The organism is Pseudothioclava alba (assembly GCF_033100795.1).
GTDB lineage: Bacteria > Pseudomonadota > Alphaproteobacteria > Rhodobacterales > Rhodobacteraceae > Pseudothioclava.
Genome location: NZ_JAWLVI010000001.1, coordinates 1,003,258 through 1,020,053, shown reverse-complemented (window position 1 = coordinate 1,020,053; position 16,796 = coordinate 1,003,258). Strand labels below are relative to the sequence as shown.

Annotated in this window: 21 protein-coding genes; 7 read left to right on the top strand and 14 right to left on the bottom strand. The window is 62.6% G+C overall.

From position 1 onward, the window contains the following. The first annotated feature begins 1 nt into the window (after position 1). Positions 2 to 439: a c-type cytochrome gene (locus tag RYZ20_RS04965; protein WP_317670931.1), complete on the top strand. Its 438-nt coding sequence runs from the start codon at positions 2 to 4 to the stop codon at positions 437 to 439. Positions 440 to 497: 58 nt separating this feature from the next. On the opposite strand, the gene RYZ20_RS04960 is transcribed toward RYZ20_RS04965, so the two are convergent. Continuing rightward, positions 498 to 1,274 carry a Bax inhibitor-1/YccA family protein gene (locus RYZ20_RS04960; protein ID WP_317670929.1) on the bottom strand — a complete coding sequence of 259 codons (777 nt, stop codon included), beginning with the start codon at positions 1,272 to 1,274 and terminating at the stop codon, positions 498 to 500. A gap of 105 nt (positions 1,275 to 1,379) precedes the next feature. Then, complete coding sequence (locus RYZ20_RS04955; protein WP_317670927.1) at positions 1,380 to 2,342, bottom strand: NADPH:quinone oxidoreductase family protein; 963 nt, start codon at positions 2,340 to 2,342, stop codon at positions 1,380 to 1,382. A 337-nt stretch (positions 2,343 to 2,679) separates the two neighbouring features. On the opposite strand from RYZ20_RS04955, the gene RYZ20_RS04950 reads away from it, so the two are divergent. From RYZ20_RS04950 to RYZ20_RS04930, 5 genes are all read left to right on the top strand, one after another. Continuing rightward, positions 2,680 to 3,042 (top strand): helix-turn-helix domain-containing protein, encoded by a 363-nt coding sequence (locus tag RYZ20_RS04950; RefSeq protein WP_317670925.1) that lies wholly within the window; start codon positions 2,680 to 2,682, stop codon positions 3,040 to 3,042. Positions 3,043 to 3,119: 77 nt separating this feature from the next. After that, on the top strand, positions 3,120 to 3,950 hold the full coding sequence (hisN, locus tag RYZ20_RS04945) for a histidinol-phosphatase (RefSeq protein WP_317670923.1): 831 nt from the start codon (positions 3,120 to 3,122) through the stop codon (positions 3,948 to 3,950). 77 nt (positions 3,951 to 4,027) lie between these two features. Next, positions 4,028 to 4,729 carry a type 1 glutamine amidotransferase gene (locus tag RYZ20_RS04940; protein WP_317670921.1) on the top strand — a complete coding sequence of 234 codons (702 nt, stop codon included), beginning with the start codon at positions 4,028 to 4,030 and terminating at the stop codon, positions 4,727 to 4,729. 3 nt (positions 4,730 to 4,732) lie between these two features. Next, a complete protein-coding gene (locus RYZ20_RS04935) occupies positions 4,733 to 6,088 on the top strand; it encodes a glutamine synthetase family protein (RefSeq protein ID WP_317670919.1) in 1,356 nt (451 codons plus the stop codon). A 4-nt stretch (positions 6,089 to 6,092) separates the two neighbouring features. Then, positions 6,093 to 7,394, top strand: coding sequence for an NAD(P)/FAD-dependent oxidoreductase (locus RYZ20_RS04930; RefSeq protein WP_317670917.1), 1,302 nt, complete (start codon positions 6,093 to 6,095; stop codon positions 7,392 to 7,394). 3 nt (positions 7,395 to 7,397) lie between these two features. On the opposite strand, the gene RYZ20_RS04925 is transcribed toward RYZ20_RS04930, so the two are convergent. The 10 genes from RYZ20_RS04925 to hisA form a co-directional block, all read right to left on the bottom strand. After that, the gene (locus tag RYZ20_RS04925) at positions 7,398 to 8,729 is read right to left on the bottom strand and encodes a glutamine synthetase family protein (RefSeq protein WP_317670915.1); all 1,332 of its coding nucleotides are present in this window, start codon (positions 8,727 to 8,729) and stop codon (positions 7,398 to 7,400) included. A gap of 3 nt (positions 8,730 to 8,732) precedes the next feature. Further along, positions 8,733 to 9,563: an ABC transporter permease gene (locus tag RYZ20_RS04920; RefSeq protein WP_317670913.1), complete on the bottom strand. Its 831-nt coding sequence runs from the start codon at positions 9,561 to 9,563 to the stop codon at positions 8,733 to 8,735. Further along, positions 9,560 to 10,441 carry an ABC transporter permease gene (locus tag RYZ20_RS04915; protein WP_317670911.1) on the bottom strand — a complete coding sequence of 294 codons (882 nt, stop codon included), beginning with the start codon at positions 10,439 to 10,441 and terminating at the stop codon, positions 9,560 to 9,562. The genes RYZ20_RS04920 and RYZ20_RS04915 overlap by 4 nt, the downstream gene beginning before the upstream one ends. A gap of 43 nt (positions 10,442 to 10,484) precedes the next feature. Then, positions 10,485 to 11,198 carry a transporter substrate-binding domain-containing protein gene (locus RYZ20_RS04910; RefSeq protein WP_317670909.1) on the bottom strand — a complete coding sequence of 238 codons (714 nt, stop codon included), beginning with the start codon at positions 11,196 to 11,198 and terminating at the stop codon, positions 10,485 to 10,487. 36 nt (positions 11,199 to 11,234) lie between these two features. Beyond that, a complete protein-coding gene (locus tag RYZ20_RS04905) occupies positions 11,235 to 12,011 on the bottom strand; it encodes an ABC transporter ATP-binding protein (protein WP_317670907.1) in 777 nt (258 codons plus the stop codon). 138 nt (positions 12,012 to 12,149) lie between these two features. Then, positions 12,150 to 12,593 (bottom strand): tellurite resistance TerB family protein, encoded by a 444-nt coding sequence (locus RYZ20_RS04900; protein ID WP_317670905.1) that lies wholly within the window; start codon positions 12,591 to 12,593, stop codon positions 12,150 to 12,152. A 35-nt stretch (positions 12,594 to 12,628) separates the two neighbouring features. Next, complete coding sequence (locus tag RYZ20_RS04895) at positions 12,629 to 12,925, bottom strand: DUF1330 domain-containing protein (RefSeq protein WP_317670903.1); 297 nt, start codon at positions 12,923 to 12,925, stop codon at positions 12,629 to 12,631. Between the two features lie 55 nt (positions 12,926 to 12,980). After that, complete coding sequence (locus RYZ20_RS04890; RefSeq protein ID WP_317670901.1) at positions 12,981 to 13,292, bottom strand: phosphoribosyl-ATP diphosphatase; 312 nt, start codon at positions 13,290 to 13,292, stop codon at positions 12,981 to 12,983. A 1-nt stretch (position 13,293) separates the two neighbouring features. Beyond that, the gene (gene hisF, locus RYZ20_RS04885; RefSeq protein ID WP_317670899.1) at positions 13,294 to 14,052 is read right to left on the bottom strand and encodes an imidazole glycerol phosphate synthase subunit HisF; all 759 of its coding nucleotides are present in this window, start codon (positions 14,050 to 14,052) and stop codon (positions 13,294 to 13,296) included. Positions 14,053 to 14,106: 54 nt separating this feature from the next. Next, entirely contained in the window at positions 14,107 to 14,826 is a 720-nt protein-coding gene (hisA, locus tag RYZ20_RS04880) for a 1-(5-phosphoribosyl)-5-[(5-phosphoribosylamino)methylideneamino]imidazole-4-carboxamide isomerase (protein WP_317670897.1), read from the bottom strand. 150 nt (positions 14,827 to 14,976) lie between these two features. On the opposite strand from hisA, the gene RYZ20_RS04875 reads away from it, so the two are divergent. Beyond that, positions 14,977 to 15,360 carry a DUF2147 domain-containing protein gene (locus RYZ20_RS04875; protein WP_317670895.1) on the top strand — a complete coding sequence of 128 codons (384 nt, stop codon included), beginning with the start codon at positions 14,977 to 14,979 and terminating at the stop codon, positions 15,358 to 15,360. A gap of 66 nt (positions 15,361 to 15,426) precedes the next feature. Here the strand turns inward: RYZ20_RS04875 and hisH are convergent, their stop codons facing one another. Then, positions 15,427 to 16,068: an imidazole glycerol phosphate synthase subunit HisH gene (gene hisH / locus RYZ20_RS04870; RefSeq protein WP_317670893.1), complete on the bottom strand. Its 642-nt coding sequence runs from the start codon at positions 16,066 to 16,068 to the stop codon at positions 15,427 to 15,429. A gap of 36 nt (positions 16,069 to 16,104) precedes the next feature. Beyond that, entirely contained in the window at positions 16,105 to 16,692 is a 588-nt protein-coding gene (gene hisB, locus RYZ20_RS04865) for an imidazoleglycerol-phosphate dehydratase HisB (RefSeq protein ID WP_317670891.1), read from the bottom strand. Positions 16,693 to 16,796: the final 104 nt, after the last annotated feature.

Sequence of the window (16,796 nt, the reverse complement as noted above, 5' to 3'; positions counted from 1 at the left end):
GATGGGCGGCTATACCCGATCAGGCGGGCTGGCGCTGGCGATAGCGCTGGCCTCGCCCGCCCATGCCAGTCACCTGTTCGAAGGGCGCGATCTGGCAGCAGGGCAGGCGCTTTATGCCGAGGCCTGCGCAAGCTGTCATGGCGCCGATCTGGAAGGGCAGCCGAATTGGCAAGAAGCGGGGGAGGACGGAGTGTTCCCCGCGCCGCCCCATTCGGTCGAGGGGCACACATGGCACCACGATACCGACATGCTGTTCGACTATGTCAAGCTGGGCGGCACGGCGGCGCTGGACCGGCGCGGGCTGAAGGATTTTGCCAGCGGGATGCCTGCTTTCGCGGATACTCTTAGCGACGCGCAGATCTACGACGTTCTGGCCTATATCCGTTCGACCTGGGGGCCGCGTCAGCAGGCGTTTCAGGCCGAGCGCACGCCCCACTAACGAAAAACCCCGCCGGAGGGCTGCTCCGGCGGGGTTTTATTTTGCTATTCTCTGCGCGTCACTCGCGGTTTCCGAGGAATTGCAGCAGGAACATGAACATGTTCAGGAAGTCGAGGTAGAGGCTCAGCGCCCCAAGGATCGCCGATTTGCCCAGAAACTCGCTGTCCGATTGTGCCAGTTGCAGATAGGTGGTCTTAAGCTTCTGCGTATCATAAGCGGTCAGGCCCGCGAAGATCAGCAGACCGATCACCGAGATCGCGAATTGCAGCGCCGATGACGCCATGAAGATGTTGACGATCGAGGCGACGATCAGGCCAACAAGGCCCATCATCAGGAACGACCCCATCCCCGACAGGTTGCGCTTGGTCGTGTAGCCGTAAAGCGAGAGCGAGGCGAATGCGATGGCCGTCACAAGGAAGGTCTGCGCGATCGAAACACCGGTATAGACGACGAAGATCGACGAGAGCGACGCCCCCATCAGCGCCGAGTAGAACCAGAACACGCCCTGCGCGCCCTGTTCGCTCAGGCGGTTGATCGCCGCGCCAAAGCCGAAGACCACCAGAAGCGGCGCGAACATGATGACCCATTTCAGCGGCGAGGTATAAAGCAACACGCCAAAGCTGGTCAGGTATTTGCTGGCACCGATTTGCGCGGCGGCCGCGTTGGGGTCGGTGGTCATCGCCATATTGGCGAGAACCCAGGCGACGGCGCCGGTAATCAGCATCGCAACCGACATCAGCCCGTAGACCTTGTTCATATAGGCGCGCAGGCCTTCGTCGATGGCGGCACCCCGTGCGCCGACATGCGTCCGGTGAAGGGTGTCGAATTCAGCCATTGGTCACTCCATGTATCCCTGTTGCGGCCCATTCGCCGCAGTCTTTGACATATTGGCGCAGGCGGGGGGGATTTCAAGCGCCTGCGCGGCGAATTTCGCGCGAATTCAGCGCATCGTTATCACCAGCTTGCCGGTCGAGCGGCGGGCGCGCAGATCCTCCAGCGCCTCTGCGACGCGTTCCAGCGGATAGCGGCCCGAGATATGGGGCTTTAGCCCGCCTTGCGAGAACCATTTGAACAGTTCGGCCATCGAACCGGTCAATTGCTCGGGCGCAAAATCAAGGTAGCCGCCCCAATACAACCCGTGAATTTCGAGGTTTTTCACCAGCGCGTGGTTCAGTTTCAGCTTGGGCTGGCTGCCCGAGGCAAAGCCGATCACCAGATAGCGCCCGCCGCGTTTGAGCGCGCCGAAGGCGGCCTCGCCCGCTGGCCCGCCAATCGCATCATAAACCACATCCGCGCCGCCTGCCGCCCTGAGCGCGGCTTTCAGTTCGGGGGTTTCGCTGTCGATCAGCACATCGGCCCCGGCAGCGCGGGCGATCTCTAGTTTGGCCTCGCCACGGGCGCAGGCGATGACCCGCGCGCCCATCCGCTTGCCGATCTCGACCGCCGTCAGGCCAACGCCCCCCGCAGCCCCCAGCACGACCAGTGTTTCGCCCGCGCGCAACCTCCCGCGCAGGCCAAGCGCCATATGCGAGGTGCCATAGGCGATCTGGAATGCTGCGGCCTCGTCGAAACCCATCGTGTCGGGCATCGGGGTGCAGCGATGCTCGGGGAAGATGCCTTGCTCGGCCAGCCCGCCTTGCCCGCCGAAGATCGCGACGCGTGTCCCGGGGGTAAGCGCGCACTCCGGCCCCGCCTCGATCACCGTGCCTGCAAGCTCCATCCCCATGGTAAAGGGCGGTGTGGGGGTGTCCTGATACTTGCCCTCGATCATCAGAAGATCGGCGAAGTTCAGCCCGCAGGCGGCGATCTCTACCTTCACCTCGCCCGTGCCGGGCGTGCCGGGGGCGGGGCAATCCATCAGTTGCGGCGCTTGCCCGCGTTCGGTGATCCGGTAACTCTGCATCTGCCCCTCGTTCTGTTGCACCGCAGCACGATAGCCGAGAGCGCACGGCTGTAAAGCGGCCTTGTAGACGGGGCGCGAATCAACCCCTTGGGGAAAAGCACATTTGACAGTTCTGTTTTGCGTTTGATTCGCAAATTGCATTGCATTTTGCGAAACACGTTTGGCGCGAACTATACGAAAGGTCTATTCGCCCCATGCTTGTGGTTTCCATTTTGCGGAATTCGACCCGAAGGAGAAGAGATTGACCTGTCTTTTTGGACAGGTTCGCGAAAATACCTGTCTGTCGCATAGGTTTAGGCTGCTAACGTCAAGGACAGCATAGATCGAGGTATATAATATGAAACACCCTGTGGATGTGCATGTTGGCAAGCGGATCCGTCATCGTCGTTGGATGATCGGTATGACCCAGCAGCAACTCGCCGATAAGGTTGGCATTAAATTTCAGCAAATTCAGAAATATGAAACCGGCATGAACCGGGTTTCCGCGTCGCGGCTTTGGGATATTTCCGATGCGCTCGGCGTGTCGATTTCGTTCTTCTTCGAAGGGCTGGCCGGCGAAAGCAAGGCAACCAACGAAGTTGCGGGCGATATTATGTCGGACAAAGAGGCACTGGCGCTTCTGCGGTCCTACTACGCGATCCCAGAGGCTCAGCGTCGCCGCCTGTTCGAACTGGCTAAGGTGCTGTCGGACGCGGCCTGATCCGCGCTTGCGATATGGTCGCTTGACCAGAGGAAAGGGGGCGTTTACCGCTCCCTTTATCTTTTCAGGAGGCCGGAATGCAGGATTTCCCCCCCCAGATCCGTGATGCTGCCGAAGCGGCAGAGATTTTGGCGCTTGCCGGTCGGCTGGCCGATGTGGCCCGCGCCGAGACACTGGCGCAGTTCCGGCCCATGGGCGGGATCGCCGCCGAGACCAAGCTGTCGGAAGGGTTCGATCCGGTGACAGCGGCGGATCGCGCGGCCGAGGCGGCGATGCGCGCGATGATTGAAAAGGCGCGTCCGCAAGATGGCATCTACGGCGAGGAATACGGCGTCAAAACCGGCACCAGCGGGCTGACTTGGGTGCTGGACCCGATCGATGGCACACGCGGCTATATGTCGGGCACGCCGACCTGGGGGGTGCTGATCGCGCTGTCTGCCGAAGGTTCCGTGCCGGGGCAGCCCTACCTTGGCGTCATCGACCAGCCCTATATTGGCGAGCGGTTCATCGGCGGCTTCGGGCTTGCGCAGCTTTCCGGCCCGCAGGGGCAGGGCGCTTTGGCGACGCGCGCCACGCGCGAACTGTCTCAGGCGACGATATTCACCACCTTCCCCGAGGTTGGCACTGCCGATGAGGGTGCGGCCTTCGCGCGCCTGTCCGGCCAGTGCCGCCTGACGCGCTATGGCATGGATTGCTACGCCTATGCGCTTTTGGCGGCGGGACAGATTGATCTTGTTGTCGAAGCGGGGCTGCAACCCTATGATATTGCAGCCCCTATTGCCGTGATCGAGGCGGCAGGCGGTATCGTGACCGACTGGCAGGGCAATCCGGCCAGCGCGGGCGGGCAGGTTTTGGCAGCGGCCAATCCGGTGCTGCACCGCGCGGCGATGGATGTTCTGAACGGCTAGGGGCGGGTCTGCGTGCCCCCTTGCCCCGTGCCATCGGGAAGGCTACGGTTTCGCTACCACCTACCAACGAGCGTTCTATGCTGATCGGCATTCTCCAGACCGGCCAGATGGCCGAAAGCCTCCGCGACAGCCTTGGCGATTACCCCGATATGTTCCGCGCGCTTTTGGCCAGGCGCGGGCTGGAGTTTCGCACCTATCACGTCGAGGCAATGGAATTTCCCGCTGATATTCATGACTGCGAGGGCTGGCTGATTACCGGCTCGCGCCACGGCGCCTATGAGGACCACCCGTTCATCGCGCCGCTGGAAGAGTTCATCCGGGCGGCCTATGCGGCCGATGTGCCGCTTGTGGGGATCTGCTTTGGCCACCAGATCATCGCGCAGGCGCTTGGCGGAAAGGTCGAAAAGTTCCATGGTGGCTGGGCGGTTGGCCCGCAAAGCTATGATTTCAAGGGCCAGGAAATCCGTCTGAACGCCTGGCATCAGGATCAGGTGACGGTGCGCCCGCCCGAGGCCGAAGCGGTTGGCTGCAACGACTTTTGTGAAAATGCCGCCCTCGTCTATGGTGACCGAGCCTTCACCGTTCAGGCACATCCCGAGTTTTCGGATGCAGTTATCGAAGGCCTGATCCGTGAGCGCGGTAAGGGCGTCGTGCCCGAATCCCTGATGCAGGCTGCGACCGCGAACCTTGGCCATCCAACTTCGGCCGCGCGTTTGGCCGAGCGTATCGCAGAGTTCTTTTTACAACCCCGGGACGCGGTGACGTCCCCGAAAAGGTGACCCATGTCCGACTGGAAAGACCAGATCCCCGAAGCCGCGCGCGACTACCTTGTGGGCCGCCGCCTTGACGAAGTTGAATGTATCGTCGCTGACATTGCGGGCGTTGCGCGGGGCAAGGCGATGCCTGCCTCGAAGTTCCAGTTCCAGGACAGGTTTTTCCTGCCGAACTCGATCTTTTTGCAAACCATCACCGGCGAATGGGCCGATAACCCGATGGGCGCGTTCACCGAGCCGGATATGATCCTTGTGCCGGATTTCTCGACTGCGACGGCGGCACCGTGGACGGCGGACTGGACGCTTCAGGTGATCCATGACGTGCAGGACCAGCAGGGCAACCCCGTGCCAATCGCGCCGCGCAACGTGTTGAAAAGGGTGCTCTCGCTGTATGAGGCCGAAGGCTGGCGCCCGATCGTCGCCCCCGAGATGGAGTTCTTTCTGGTCGCGCGCAACATCGACCCGAACCAGCCGATCATTCCGCCGATGGGACGCTCGGGGCGGCGCGCTGCGGCCAAGCAGGCCTATTCGATGTCGGCGGTCGATGAATACGGCAAGGTGATCGACGATATTTACGACTTCGCCGAGCTTCAGGGCTTTGAGATCGACGGCATCTTGCAAGAAGGCGGGGCGGGGCAGATCGAGATCAACCTCGCGCATGGCGATCCGATTGCGCTGGCTGACCAGATTTTCTACTTCAAACGCCTGATCCGCGAGGCCGCGCTGCGTCACGATTGCTTTGCAACTTTCATGGCCAAACCGATTGAGGGCGAGCCTGGCTCTGCGATGCATATCCACCAGTCGGTGATCGACATCAAAACCGGCCAGAATATCTTTTCCGATGCCGAGGGCGGCGAGACCGAAGCCTTCATGCACGCCATTGCGGGGCTACAAAACCACCTGCCGGCGGTGATCGCGCTGCTCGCCCCCTATGTGAACAGCTATCGCCGCTATGTCCCTGATTTTGCTGCACCAATCAATCTGGAATGGGGCCGCGACAACCGCACTACGGGGCTGCGCGTGCCGATCTCGGGGCCGGAAGCGCGCCGGATCGAGAACCGCTTGGCGGGCATGGATTGCAACCCCTATCTCGGGCTCGCGGCCTCGCTGGCCTGCGCCTATATCGGGCTGAAAGAACAGAAGATGCCCAAGGCCGAATGCCTTGGCGACGCTTATCGCAGTGCCGAGGATGTGCCGAATACCCTTGGCGATGCGCTGGATCTTTTGTCCGACAGCGCGCCCGTGCGCGAGGTTCTGGGCGTCGAGTTCTGCACCGTTTACGAGGCTGTAAAGCGCAACGAATACAAAGAGTTCCTGCAAGTCATCAGCCCGTGGGAGCGTGAGCATCTGCTGCTGAACGTGTAACCCTATGAACCTGCTTTTCGCCAATGACCAGCGCGGCGAACATGCGCCAAGCTATTACGCCGCGACAGCCGCCAGCGACCGACGCTGGCCCGCGTTGAAAGGGCGTCACCGCGTTGATCTGTGTATCATCGGCGGGGGCTTTACCGGCCTGTCGGCGGCGCTTCATGCGGCGGAAAAGGGGCTGTCGGTGATCCTGCTCGAGGCGCACCGCGTGGGCTTTGGCGCCTCGGGGCGCAATGGCGGGCAGGTCGGTTCGGGGCAGCGGCTGGAGCAAGACGAGCTTGAGCGCCATTACGGGCCAGAGACCGCGCGCAGGTTGTGGGATTTTGGCGAAGAGGCCAAATCGCTGGTGCGCGGGCTGATCGACGCCCACGCGATGCCCGTTACCTTCTACCCCGGCATTGCGCATGCCTGCCGGACCGAGGCCGAGGTGAACCATTCCCACCACTACGCCGAAAAACTTGCGCGGGATTACGGCTACACGCAGGTCACGCCGCTCTCGCGTGAGGCCTTGGCCGAGATCCTCCCGTCCCCCGTCTATAAGGGCGGCGATATTGACCGTGGCGCGGGGCATCTGCACCCGCTGAACTTCGCGCAGGGGCTGGCTTTGGCGGCGGAGGCTGCGGGGGCCACGATCTGCGAAGGATCGGTCGTGCATCACATCCATTCCGGCGCGCCTGCGAAGGTGCAAACGGCGCAAGGCCATGTTGAGGCTGACCACGTTCTTCTGGCGGCCAACGGCTATCTGGGCGGGCTGAATACCCGCGTTGCGGCCCGCGTTATGCCGATCAACAACTTCATCGTCGCGACCGAGCCGTTGGGCGCGCGCGTGGCAGGGGTGCTGCGCGAGAATATTGCCGTGGCGGACACGAAATTCGTGGTGAACTACTGGCGCCTGTCCGAGGATAACCGGCTTTTGTTCGGGGGCGGCGAAAGCTATGGCTACCGCTTCCCCGACATCCGCAAGACGGTGACAAAGCCGATGCTGGAGGTCTATCCGCATCTGCGCGATGCCCGCATCGACTATACCTGGGGCGGGACGCTGGCGATCACTATGAACCGGATGCCCGCGTTTTTGCGCGTCGGGCCGAATATCCTGTCGGCCTCGGGGTTCTCGGGGCATGGGGTGGCGATGGGGACGCTGGCGGGCAAGATCATGGCCGAGGCAGTCGCGGGGCAGGCGGGGCGCTTTGACGTGTTCGCAGGGCTGAACGTGCCTGCGTTCCCGGGTGGCGCGATGCTGCGCTGGCCGCTGTTAGTCGCAGCGATGAGCTGGTTTTCGCTGCGCGACCGGCTGGGGGTCTAGCCGCTAGACAGTATCGAGATACAGCTCGACCTGCTCGGCCTCGGAGAGTTCCGCCATATAGTGCAGCTCTTGCCGCTTGGTCATCAGGAAGGTGCGGATCAGTTCCTCGGGGAAGATGCGCTTGGTAATCTCGCAATTGGCAAACGCCTCGATCGCGTCGCCCCAATTGGCGGGAAGCTGCGGCAGGTTTTGCTGATAGGCGTTGCCGTGGAAGGGCGCGGGCGCGGGCGTCTGATCCTCCAACCCGATCAGCGCGGCCCCAAGAATGGCCGAGATCATCAGATAGGGGTTCACATCGCCCCCCGCGACGCGATGCTCGATCCGCCGCGCGGCCGGACCCGAGGCCGGAATGCGGATCGCGGCGGTGCGGTTTTCATAGGCCCAACCGATGCCCGTGGGCGCGTGCGCATCCGGCACAAGGCGATCGTAGCTGTTGGCGTGGGGCGCGAAGACAAGGGTTGATCCCGGCATCGCCTTAAGGATGCCGCCGACCGCGTGGCGCAGCCTGTCCGAGCCTTTATCGGACCCATCGTTGAAGATATTGGCCCCGTTTTTGTCCAAAATCGAGAAATGCGTGTGCATCCCGTTTCCGGGCCAGGCGCCATAGGGTTTTGCCATGAAAGAGGCCGCAAACCCGTGCGCGCGCGCCAGCCCTTTGACCAGCATCTTGAAGAGCCACGTATCATCCGCGGCCTTCAGCGGGTCGGCCTGATGCATGAGGTTGATCTCGAACTGGCCCGGCCCCGCCTCGGAAATCGCGGTATCGGCGGGAATGTCCATCGCCTCGCAGGCGTCATAAAGCGCGGTGAAGAACCGATCGAACGCGTCCAGCGCCCGCAGGCTGAGAACTTCGCCCCCTGTGCGCCGCTTGCCCGAACGGGGCGAGGGCGGCACGCGCAAGGTCTTGCCCGAGTCGTCGATCAGAAAGAACTCCAGCTCGGTCGCGACGACGGGGGTCAGGCCAGCAGCCTTATAACGGTCAACCACCGCCGCGAGCGCCTGACGCGGGTCGCCCAGATAGGGGCGGCCATCAAGGTGGAACATCCAGATCGGCAGCAAAGCGGTCGGCGCATCAAGCCACGGCATCGGCAGGAAACCGCGATCTGTGGGCAGCAACAGCCCGTCCGGATCGCCGCTTTCAAAGACCAGCGGGCTGTCCTCGACATCCTCGCCCCAGATGTCGAGGTTCATCACCGAAAACGGAAACCGCGTGCCCTCGGACATCAGTTTTTGCGTGAACCGCGCCGGAATACGCTTGCCCCGCGCCACCCCGTTCAGATCAGCCGCAGCAACGCGGAAGGTTTTGACCTCGGGGTGTTCTCTGAGCCAGTCCATAGCTTACCTGACGATCTGCGGCCTGACCCTGAGCTTCGGGCGATCGGCCCCCGGAAGGTGGCGGTTCAGGCGGCGGTTGATGATCCCGAACAGGCCGATAACGGTGAGCGTCAACAAGATGAAATAGAAGGCCGTGATAGGATAGGGGATGAAGGGGTTGAAGGTCTTGTCGGCGAAATACGACGCGTAATAAAGCGCGTCGCCCTCTTGCCGGAAGGCCGGAAAGCCCGAGAAAAACACCAGCGTGGTGGCGTGGAACAGGAAGATCGCCTCGTTCGTATAGGCGGGCCACGCAAGGCGCAGCATGGTGGGCCAGACGACGCGGCGGAACTTTTTCCAGCCGGTGAGGCCATAGGCATCCGCCGCCTCAAGATCGCCCTTGGGGACAGAGCGCAGCGCGCCGTAGAAAATCTCGGCGGCATAGGCCGATGTGTTGAGGAACATCACGAACAGCGCGCCCGCCCAGGCTTTGGTGGTCCAGGCGGTCTCGACGGTGATGCCGAACACCTCGATCCCCGAGCGCGGCAGCATCACCAGCGCCTCATAGGCCAGAAAGAACTGGATAAAGAGGGGCGAGCCGCGGAACACAAAGATGAACCACTCGGCCGGTTTGCGCACAAACGCGCTTTCCGAGGTTTTCGCAAGCGCCGTCGCAGTCGCGAGGAAAAATCCCGCAAACAGCGCCAGCGCGCCGAAGTAGATATTCCACAGCATCCCCGAGCCGATCAGCGTGAACTGGTGGCAAAGGGTGATGTCGGTGCGCGGCAAGGCGCGCTCGCCGATGCCGATAGAGCGCAGCGCGTAATCGGCGATGATCTCGGTGCAGCTGCTCATGCGCCAGCCTTTCGCATCGCTTCGCCCGCCATTGTTGCCTGCCCGCGCGACAGGCGGGTGGTCAGGCGGCCAAGGACCACCTCGGAGACGCGGGTGATGCCCAGATAGAAGGCCAGAAGCACAAGGAAGTAATAGAGCCGCCAGTCAGGGTGCGGATAGGCGTAGACGTTCGATTTCGTCGAGCCAAGCTCGCGCGCCCAATAGACGATGTCTTCAACGCCCAGAAGGAACAGCAAGGGCGTAGCTTTGATCAGGATCATCCACAGGTTCGACAGGCCGGGCAGGGCATAGGTCCACATCTGCGGGATCAGGATGCGCCGGTTCACCTGCGCGCGGTTCATGCCATAGGCCTCGGCGGTCTCAAGCTGGGCGCGTGGCACCGCCTGCATCGCCCCATAAAGAACATTGGCCGCAAAGGCGCCGAACACGACCGCAAACGCCAGTGTCGCCAGCGAAAAGCCGTAAATCTCGTGCCAGATCTGGGGCGAGGACGACAGCGGCAGCTTTGCCTCGGCGCAGACCAGAAAGTCGTTGCCCTGCCGGATCGGCTGATCCCAGTCGGGGCATTTGATCTTGTGGCGGATGTATTCCAGCCCCTGGTCCATCGCGATGGGCACAAAGAGGAAGAACACGATGTCAGGCACACCGCGCACCATCGAGGTATAGCCCTTGCCCAGCATCCGCACCGGCCAGACGGGCGAGCGCGCGGCCATTGCGCCGCCAAAACCAAGCAGCAGCGCAAGCGGCGCGGTGATCACCATCAGCAACAGCACGACAAGGAAGGACCAATAGAACAGCATGTGCTTGCCCGAGGTCAGGTAGCACATCAGCCATGACAGGCCGTCAAGTTGGGAAGGGTCGGCGCAGCTTGCAAACATCGGTCAAAGCGGGCGGGCACCACTGGCACCCGCCCGTCATATCTTAGAACGTGGTCGCTTCGGCGCCGAAGTATTCGGTCAGAAGGGCGTTCAGCGAGCCGTCAGCCTTCATCGAGTCGATTGCAGCGTTCAGCTTTTCTTTCAGCTCGGTGTCGGATTTGCGAACGCCGATGCCGATACCTTCGTCAAGGAAGACCTCTTCGCCAGCCCAGACAAGGCCTTGGCCATCCGCGAAGGGACGCAGCACTTCCTTGTCACCGAAGACGGCATCCGCTTCGCCGTTCTTGGCGGCAGCAACGGCGTCGTCGATGGTGGCGAACTCGACAAGCGTGCCGCCCGATTGCGCAACGTGGTCAGCCTGGATCGTGCCGGTTTGCGCCGCGATCACCGCGCCATCTGCCACATCCGCGCCCATCGCCAGATAGGCCGAAGCCGCCGGCGGGAAATAGGGGGTGGTGAAGTCGATGCTCTGGCGACGCTCGTCGTTGATGCTCATCGCGGCAATGATGGTGTCATAGTTGCCCGAGACGAGGTTCGGGATGATCGAATCCCACTCGTTCGTGACCCACTCGCAGGTGAGTTCGGCGCGCTTGCACAGCTCGTCACCCACAATGCGCTCGAAACCGGCAACCTGACCGTTGTCGTCGATGAAGTTGTAGGGAGGGTAGGCGCCCTCGGTGCCCATGCGCACAGTGTCAGCCAGTGCGAAACCGGAGGTCAGCGCCAGTGCGGCGGCGCTCAGGATCAGTTGTTTCATCTTGTTATCCCCTGTTGTTGGTTGGGTTCTTCAGGTTCAAGCCGGCATCGTGGCCGACAGGAATTGTTGCAGGCGTTCCGATTTCGGAGCGCCGAAAAGGGCGTCCGGCGGGCCTTCCTCTTCGATCCGGCCCTGATGCAGAAACACGACGTGATCCGACACATCGGCCGCAAGGCGCATGTCATGGGTCACGATAATCATCGTGCGGTGCTCGGCGGCGAGGTCCTTGATGACCTTGACCACCTCTTGCTGAAGCTCGGGGTCCAGAGCCGAAGTCGGCTCGTCGAACAAAAGCGCGCGCGGCTCCATGCACAGCGCCCGCGCAATCGCGGCGCGCTGCTGCTGGCCGCCCGAAAGCTGTGCGGGCCAGGCGTCGCATTTGTCGCCAATGCCGACCTTTTCCAGCAGCTTGCGGGCAAGCGGCGCCACCTCTTTCGGATCGCGACCCAGAACGGTGACAGGCGCCTCCATCACGTTTTGCAAGATCGTCATATGGGCCCAGAGGTTGAACTGCTGGAACACCATCGACAGATTGGTGCGAAACCGCGTGACCTGCGCGCGGTCGGCGGGGCGGCGGGAATGGCCTGCGCCCTTCCATTGCACCGGTTCGCCGTCAAAGATCACCTCGCCTTGCTGGCTGTCCTCAAGCAGGTTGCAGCAGCGCAAAAGCGTGGATTTGCCAGAGCCGGACGAGCCGATAAGCGAGATGACATGCCCGCGCTCGGCCCGGATCGAGACGCCCTTGAGCACCTCCAGATCGCCGTAACTCTTGTGCAGGTCGCGGATTTCGATGACTGGGGTCGAGGTGCTCACGCTTTCTCCGAAATAGACGCCGGGAATTGTCCGGTTGGTCAGTCTGGCTCGAAACCGGGGGGGAATGCAACGTCCCGATGACGATTGACGCAAGGGAAGCGACAAAAAGACAGCCCTGAGCCTGCCTTTTGAGGGCGCTTAGTCGCGTTCCGCGAGAACCCGCTGGCGTGCCAGAGCCGAATCGCGGTCGTTCACCCCCAGCAGGTTTGAGGCCAGCCGGATCAGCGCATCCTCGGGGGCGGCGCGTTCGTCGTCGGCAAGGGCGACCTCCCACATCGCCTCGATCACGCCGATGCGGTCCTCGTAGGCGATCTTGTCCTTCAGCGCGCGGGTAAAGCGCACGGTATCGGGGGCTTCGGCCTCGATCGCCTCGGCCTCGATGCGCCGCGCGCGGGCCTCGTCGTGGCTAAGCCCCCGGCGCGTGGCCAGAACATGTTCGATCCGCAGCTTCTCGCCCGCGTCATAGTCATCATCCGCACGCGCCAGCCGCACCAGAAGAGCCGCAAGTGCCAGTTCGGCATCGGGCGCGGAAACGGGGGCAGGGTGCGGGGCCGTCAGCAGGGAAAGAAGCGATTTGAACATGGGCTAATCATAGGGGCAGGGAAGAGGGCGGCAAGTCACTCTGGCGTGTAGCCTTCGACGATGCAGATGTCGGCCTGAGAGACCGGCGTGCGCAGCGCCATCGCGGCCTGATATTCGGGGCTGGTGTAACATTCGCGCGCGGCTTCGATGGTCGGGAACTCGATCACGACCGCGCGCGGGCGCAGATCGCCCTCGACCACCTCTTGCGGCCCGCCCCGCACAAGGAACCGCGCGCCATATTTGGCGAAAGCTGCGGCATTGGCGGCGCGGTAGGCCTCGTAGGCGTGCGGGTCGTCAACGGTGACGTGGCCAATCCAGTAACCTTTGGGCATCGGTTCCTCCTAGCGGTTTGCGCCAGCTTGGCCGGAACCGGAGGTGATGGCAAGGTCAGCCGCGCGAGGCTTTTTCCGCTATGCCCGAGGTGCCCTCGCGCCGTTCCAGCTCGGCCAGAACATCGGCCAGAGGCACATCGCGCGCGGCCAGCATCACCAGCAGGTGATAAATCACATCCGCCGCCTCGTAGGTCAGGTTCTCACGGTCGTTCTTGGCGGCGGCGATGATCGCCTCGATCGCCTCTTCCCCGAATTTCTCGGCGCATTTTTCCGGGCCTTTGGCCAGGAGTTTCGCCGTCCACGAGCTATCGGGATCGGCGGATTTGCGCGCTTCGATGGTTGCGGCCAGTTTGTCGAGAACGGTCATGTCAAAGCCTTACCGGAATGCCCGCGGCGGCCATGTATTCCTTGGCCTCGCGGATCGTGAATTCGCCGAAATGGAAGATGGATGCGGCCAGAACCGCGCTTGCGTGGCCCTCGGTCACGCCGGCGACGAGGTGGTCCAGCGTGCCAACGCCGCCCGAGGCGATCACCGGCACATCCACCGCATCCGCAATCGCGCGCGTCAGCGGCAGGTTGAAGCCCGCGCGGGTGCCATCGCGGTCCATCGAGGTCAGCAAAATCTCGCCCGCGCCTTTGGCGACGACCGTGCGGGCAAACTCGACCGCGTCGATGCCCGTCGGCTTGCGCCCGCCGTGGGTGAAAATCTCCCAACGGCCCGGCTCGACGGTTTTCGCGTCGATGGCGCAGACGATGCACTGGCTGCCGAAGCGGTCGGCGGCCTCGGCAATCACATCGGGGTTGGCCACGGCAGCCGAGTTGAACGAGACCTTGTCGGCGCCCGCCAGCAACAGCGCGCGCACGTCCTGATGGGTGCGCACGCCGCCCCCAACGGTCAGCGGCATGAAGCATTGCTCGGCCGTGCGCGACACCAGATCGAACATCGTGCCGCGGTTTTCATGCGTCGCGTGGATGTCGAGAAAGCACAGCTCGTCCGCGCCCGCCGCATCATAGGCCTTGGCCGCCTCGACCGGATCGCCCGCGTCGATCAGATTGACGAAGTTCACGCCTTTCACGACGCGCCCGTCGGCAACATCGAGGCAGGGGATGATCCGGGTTTTCAGCATGGGGCGCGGCTCCTTTGGGCCTAGATACTACTGCGCGGGCGGGTTGGCAAAGGCTCAGGAGCCAAGCGCCGCCAGAGCCGCTTGCAGGTCCAGCGCGCCATCATAAATCGCGCGGCCCGAAATCGCGCCCGAAATCACGCCGGTGTCGCGCAAGGCGATCAGGTCGGGCAGCGAGGACACCCCGCCCGAGGCAATCACCGGAATTTCGACCGCGCGGGCCAAAGCCTCGGTCGCCTCGATATTCGGGCCGGTCATTGCACCATCGCGCATGATGTCGGTGTAGATAATCGCGCTGACGCCCGCGTCTTCAAAGGATTTCGCGAGGTCGGTGACAAGGACATCGGTTTCCTCGGCCCAGCCTTTGGTCGCCACACGCCCGCCGCGCGCGTCGATGCCGACGGCGACCTTGCCGGGGAATTCGCGCGCGGCCTCGCGCACGAGATCGGGGTTTTCAACGGCCACGGTGCCAAGAATGACCCGCGACAGACCCTTCGAGATCCAGCGCTCGATCGTGTCCATGTTGCGGATGCCGCCACCAAGCTGCGCAGGCACCTTGATGCGCGCGAGGATTGCCTCGACGGCCGCGGCATTCACCGGCTCGCCCGCAAAGGCGCCGTTCAGGTCGACCAGATGGACCCATTCGCAGCCTGCGGCCTCGAATTTTGCGGCCTGCGCGGCGGGGTCGTCACCAAAGACGGTCGCCTTGTCCATTTCGCCGTGCAAAAGGCGCACGCACTGCCCGTCTTTCAGGTCGATCGCGGGGTAGAGGATCATCGCTTGTCACTCCGGAAGGCTGTCATGTTGGCCGCCTTATGCCGCGCGCACGAAGGCAGGGCAAGGAAAACGCCATGACGTGAGGTTAGTCTTAACCAGAATCAGTTCATGTGCCCTTATGACCCGCAGGGAGTAGGAGGAGAATATCCCATGAAGACAAGTATTTTTGCTGCCCTGTTCGCGGTTGTGGCAGGCGCTGCGATGGCTGACCCGATTGAGGGAATGTGGCAGACGCAAGAGGATGACGGTGCCTATGCGCATGTGAAAATCGTGCCCTGCGGTCCGAATTTTTGCGGCAAGATCATCGAGAGCTTTCAGGGCGGCAAGCATTACGACTCGCCCAATGTTGGCAAGATGATCGTGATCGACATGGCCGCGCAGGGGGATGGTAAATACAAGGGGCAGGTGTTCCGCCCCTCGAACGGCAAGACCTATCTGGGGAAAATCACCCTGAACGGCAATGCGATGAAACTGGCGGGCTGTGTGGCTGGCGGGCTGTTCTGCGCCAAGCAGAACTGGACCAAGATCAAATAGGAATGCAGGCGGGGCAGGCTTGCGCCGGGCCGTCCCTGAAAGGGGGCGGCCTTTACCGTTTCTGGCTCAGGGCGTCCAGTTCAGGAAGTTCGAGATGATCCGAAGGCCGGTGGCCTGACTCTTTTCGGGGTGGAACTGTGTGCCGACCATATTGTCCCGCCCGACAATCGCGGTGATCGGTCCGGCGTAATCGACATGCGCCAGAAGATGAGCCGGATTAGCGACCTTGAAGTGATAGGAGTGCACGAAATAGGCGTGATCGCCCGTTGTGACGCCCTCCAGAACCGGGTGCGCATTGTCGATCACCAGATCGTTCCAGCCCATATGCGGCACTTTCAGAGAGGCGTCGGCGGGGTCGATCTTGACCACCTCGCCAGGGATCCAGCCAAAACCCTCGGTCGGCTCGAACTCAAGCCCGCGCGTCGCCATCATCTGCATACCGATACAGATGCCCATAAAGGGCACAGCGCGGGTCGTCACCGCGTCCTCGATCGCCTCGAACAGGCCATCAAAGCGCAACAGCGCGGCCTTGCACGACGGATAGGCCCCGTCGCCCGGCAGGACAATGCGGTCGGCCTTGGCCACGACATCGGGTTCGGCGGTCACGACAATCGTGCCGTGGCCCGCCTCATGCGCCATACGCTCGAACGCCTTTTGCGCCGAGTGGAGATTGCCCGAGTCATAGTCGACAAGTGCGGTCAGTGACATATTCTTCGTCCGGTCAGGGGGCCGCGTGCGCAGCTATCAGAGTTTGCCTTTGGTCGAAGGCAGCTGGTCGGCGACGCGCGGGTCCACCTCGACCGCCATGCGCAGCGCGCGGGCCACCGCCTTGAAAGCGGCTTCGGCGATGTGGTGGCTGTTGATCCCGTGGATGCGGTCGATGTGCAGCGTGATGCCGCCATGCGTGGAAAGCGCCTGAAAGAACTCGCGCACCAGCTCGGTGTCAAAGGTGCCGATCTTCTGCGTCGGGAAATCGACGTTCCACACAAGGAAGGGCCGCGCCGACAAATCAAGCGCGGATTGCACCTGCGTGTCATCCATCGCCAGCGCGAAGTGGCCATACCGGCGGATGCCTTTCTTGTCGCCAAGCGCGGCAACCAGCGCCTGCCCAAGGGCAATGCCGGTATCCTCGACGGTGTGGTGATCGTCGATATGCAGATCGCCATCCGCGCGCACCGTCATGTCAATCAGCGAGTGGCGCGACAACTGATCAAGCATGTGGTCGAAAAAGCCGACCCCGGTCTGGTTGTCGTATGCCCCCGTGCCATCGAGATTTATCTCGACGGAGATTTTGGTTTCGGCCGTGTTGCGCGTGATCGAGGCGGTCCGCATGGGCGTATCCTTCAACTGCTGTTCAGCGCCTTATAGGCTGCGGTTGCGCTCTTGTTAAGCGCCACTGGCCGCTTTGTCGCGGGGCTGTTGTCCGGAAAAGACAA

Coding starts and splice junctions, on each gene's coding strand:
- RYZ20_RS04950 (WP_317670925.1), top strand. CDS start 2,680: ATGAAACACCCTGTGGATGTGCATGTTGGCAAGCGGATCCGTCATCGT.
- hisH (WP_317670893.1), bottom strand. CDS start 16,068: ATGTCACTGACCGCACTTGTCGACTATGACTCGGGCAATCTCCACTCG.
- RYZ20_RS04910 (WP_317670909.1), bottom strand. CDS start 11,198: ATGAAACAACTGATCCTGAGCGCCGCCGCACTGGCGCTGACCTCCGGT.
- hisF (WP_317670899.1), bottom strand. CDS start 14,052: ATGCTGAAAACCCGGATCATCCCCTGCCTCGATGTTGCCGACGGGCGC.
- RYZ20_RS04960 (WP_317670929.1), bottom strand. CDS start 1,274: ATGGCTGAATTCGACACCCTTCACCGGACGCATGTCGGCGCACGGGGT.
- RYZ20_RS04890 (WP_317670901.1), bottom strand. CDS start 13,292: ATGACCGTTCTCGACAAACTGGCCGCAACCATCGAAGCGCGCAAATCC.
- RYZ20_RS04930 (WP_317670917.1), top strand. CDS start 6,093: ATGAACCTGCTTTTCGCCAATGACCAGCGCGGCGAACATGCGCCAAGC.
- RYZ20_RS04940 (WP_317670921.1), top strand. CDS start 4,028: ATGCTGATCGGCATTCTCCAGACCGGCCAGATGGCCGAAAGCCTCCGC.
- hisN (WP_317670923.1), top strand. CDS start 3,120: ATGCAGGATTTCCCCCCCCAGATCCGTGATGCTGCCGAAGCGGCAGAG.
- RYZ20_RS04895 (WP_317670903.1), bottom strand. CDS start 12,925: ATGCCCAAAGGTTACTGGATTGGCCACGTCACCGTTGACGACCCGCAC.
- RYZ20_RS04955 (WP_317670927.1), bottom strand. CDS start 2,342: ATGCAGAGTTACCGGATCACCGAACGCGGGCAAGCGCCGCAACTGATG.
- hisA (WP_317670897.1), bottom strand. CDS start 14,826: ATGATCCTCTACCCCGCGATCGACCTGAAAGACGGGCAGTGCGTGCGC.
- RYZ20_RS04875 (WP_317670895.1), top strand. CDS start 14,977: ATGAAGACAAGTATTTTTGCTGCCCTGTTCGCGGTTGTGGCAGGCGCT.
- RYZ20_RS04915 (WP_317670911.1), bottom strand. CDS start 10,441: ATGTTTGCAAGCTGCGCCGACCCTTCCCAACTTGACGGCCTGTCATGG.
- RYZ20_RS04965 (WP_317670931.1), top strand. CDS start 2: ATGGGCGGCTATACCCGATCAGGCGGGCTGGCGCTGGCGATAGCGCTG.
- RYZ20_RS04900 (WP_317670905.1), bottom strand. CDS start 12,593: ATGTTCAAATCGCTTCTTTCCCTGCTGACGGCCCCGCACCCTGCCCCC.
- hisB (WP_317670891.1), bottom strand. CDS start 16,692: ATGCGGACCGCCTCGATCACGCGCAACACGGCCGAAACCAAAATCTCC.
- RYZ20_RS04920 (WP_317670913.1), bottom strand. CDS start 9,563: ATGAGCAGCTGCACCGAGATCATCGCCGATTACGCGCTGCGCTCTATC.
- RYZ20_RS04925 (WP_317670915.1), bottom strand. CDS start 8,729: ATGGACTGGCTCAGAGAACACCCCGAGGTCAAAACCTTCCGCGTTGCT.
- RYZ20_RS04935 (WP_317670919.1), top strand. CDS start 4,733: ATGTCCGACTGGAAAGACCAGATCCCCGAAGCCGCGCGCGACTACCTT.